This is a genomic window from Nonomuraea terrae, assembly GCF_004348995.1.
Taxonomy (GTDB): domain Bacteria; phylum Actinomycetota; class Actinomycetes; order Streptosporangiales; family Streptosporangiaceae; genus Nonomuraea; species Nonomuraea terrae.
On record NZ_SMKQ01000446.1, the window covers coordinates 1 to 1,262 of the forward strand.

General features: G+C 70.8%; 1 pseudogene. It reads left to right on the plus strand.

The annotated features are described in order from the left end of the window. Nucleotides 1-1,262 (plus strand): annotated as a pseudogene (locus tag E1286_RS48735) (hypothetical protein); the annotation flags it as partial.

Here is a 1,262-nt window from a genome sequence, read left to right on the forward strand (position 1 = left end):
GCCCGGAGCCAGACCGTACGACGCCTGGTGGCCCTGACGGAGTGGATCGGCCCGGACGGCCGCACCCTGACCAAGACGGGCCACCTCCGCCTCGCCGACGCCCGCGACCTGGCCGCCCACCTCGGCACCGGCGAGGAGAGCCTCCAAGCCCGCAGCAGCACCGAGCTGCACCACGTCACCCTCCTCCTCACCTGGGCGAAGAAGATCCGTCTCATCCGCACGAGCAAGGGTCGCCTGCTCCAGGTGACCAAGGCGGCCCCGCTGCTCCGCAACCCCTTCGAGCTGTGGCAACGCGCGTTCGAGACCCTCCCTGAGCTGGGCCGATCCGTCTGCACCGCCGAATCCGCGCTGGCGGGCTCGCTCCACGAGACGCTGCCCGACATCCTCAACTCGATGTACGGCCTCGACGCCATGCCCGTGGCCCGGCTGGAGGAGACGGTGTGGCTCGCTTGCCGCGACTACTTCCTGAGCCCCTACTTCCTGGGCGGCGACGACGCGCCGGGCCGCGAACTGGTCGCTGAAGACCTCCGGCGCACCTTCGAGGTCCTCTCCGACCTCGGCGCCGCGGAGCTGACCCGCGGCCCCGCCGACCCGCTCTACTCCACAGACCTCGACCACGAGGACCAAGAGCTGCCCTCGGACACCGTCGAACGCCTGCGCACCCGCCTGGCGGAACCAGACCTCCTTCTGGCCGACCTGACGCCACTCGGCCTGAACGCCGTCCGCAACCACCTACTGGCGGACGGCCGCGACGCCCCTGCCGTCGGCGAACTCGCCACCGCGTCCCCGGCCGGCCTCCTGGGCGTGATCTCCCAGCACTACCCTCGCGAGGACGCCACCACAGAGCTCAAGGGCTGGCTCGCCCAACCAGGTCACGACGTAGGGGCGTTGCTCCAGGCCGTACGCGACTGCCCGTTCCGCACCCGGACCGCCGCCCTCCTGCACGTCCTGACCGAGTCCCTTCCCGAGGTCCGCACGCTCCTCCCCGAGCTGCGCCACGACCCGATCCTCGGCCCCGCCGTCCTGAGCATGCTCGTGGACCAGGGAGACCTCGCCCCCGAGTCCCTGACCCAGCACGAGCACCTCCTGTTGGGCACCGAGAACTTCCTGGCCCTCCTGGAACTGTCCGGCCCCGAGGGCCTCATGGACCAGATCACGTCAATGGCAGGCCGCGACGCGTACGACCTCCTGGGGGCAATCGTCTCCTCCGGCCACCCCGACACCGTGGGCCTGAACGAAATGCGCACCCTGGTCCTGGAACC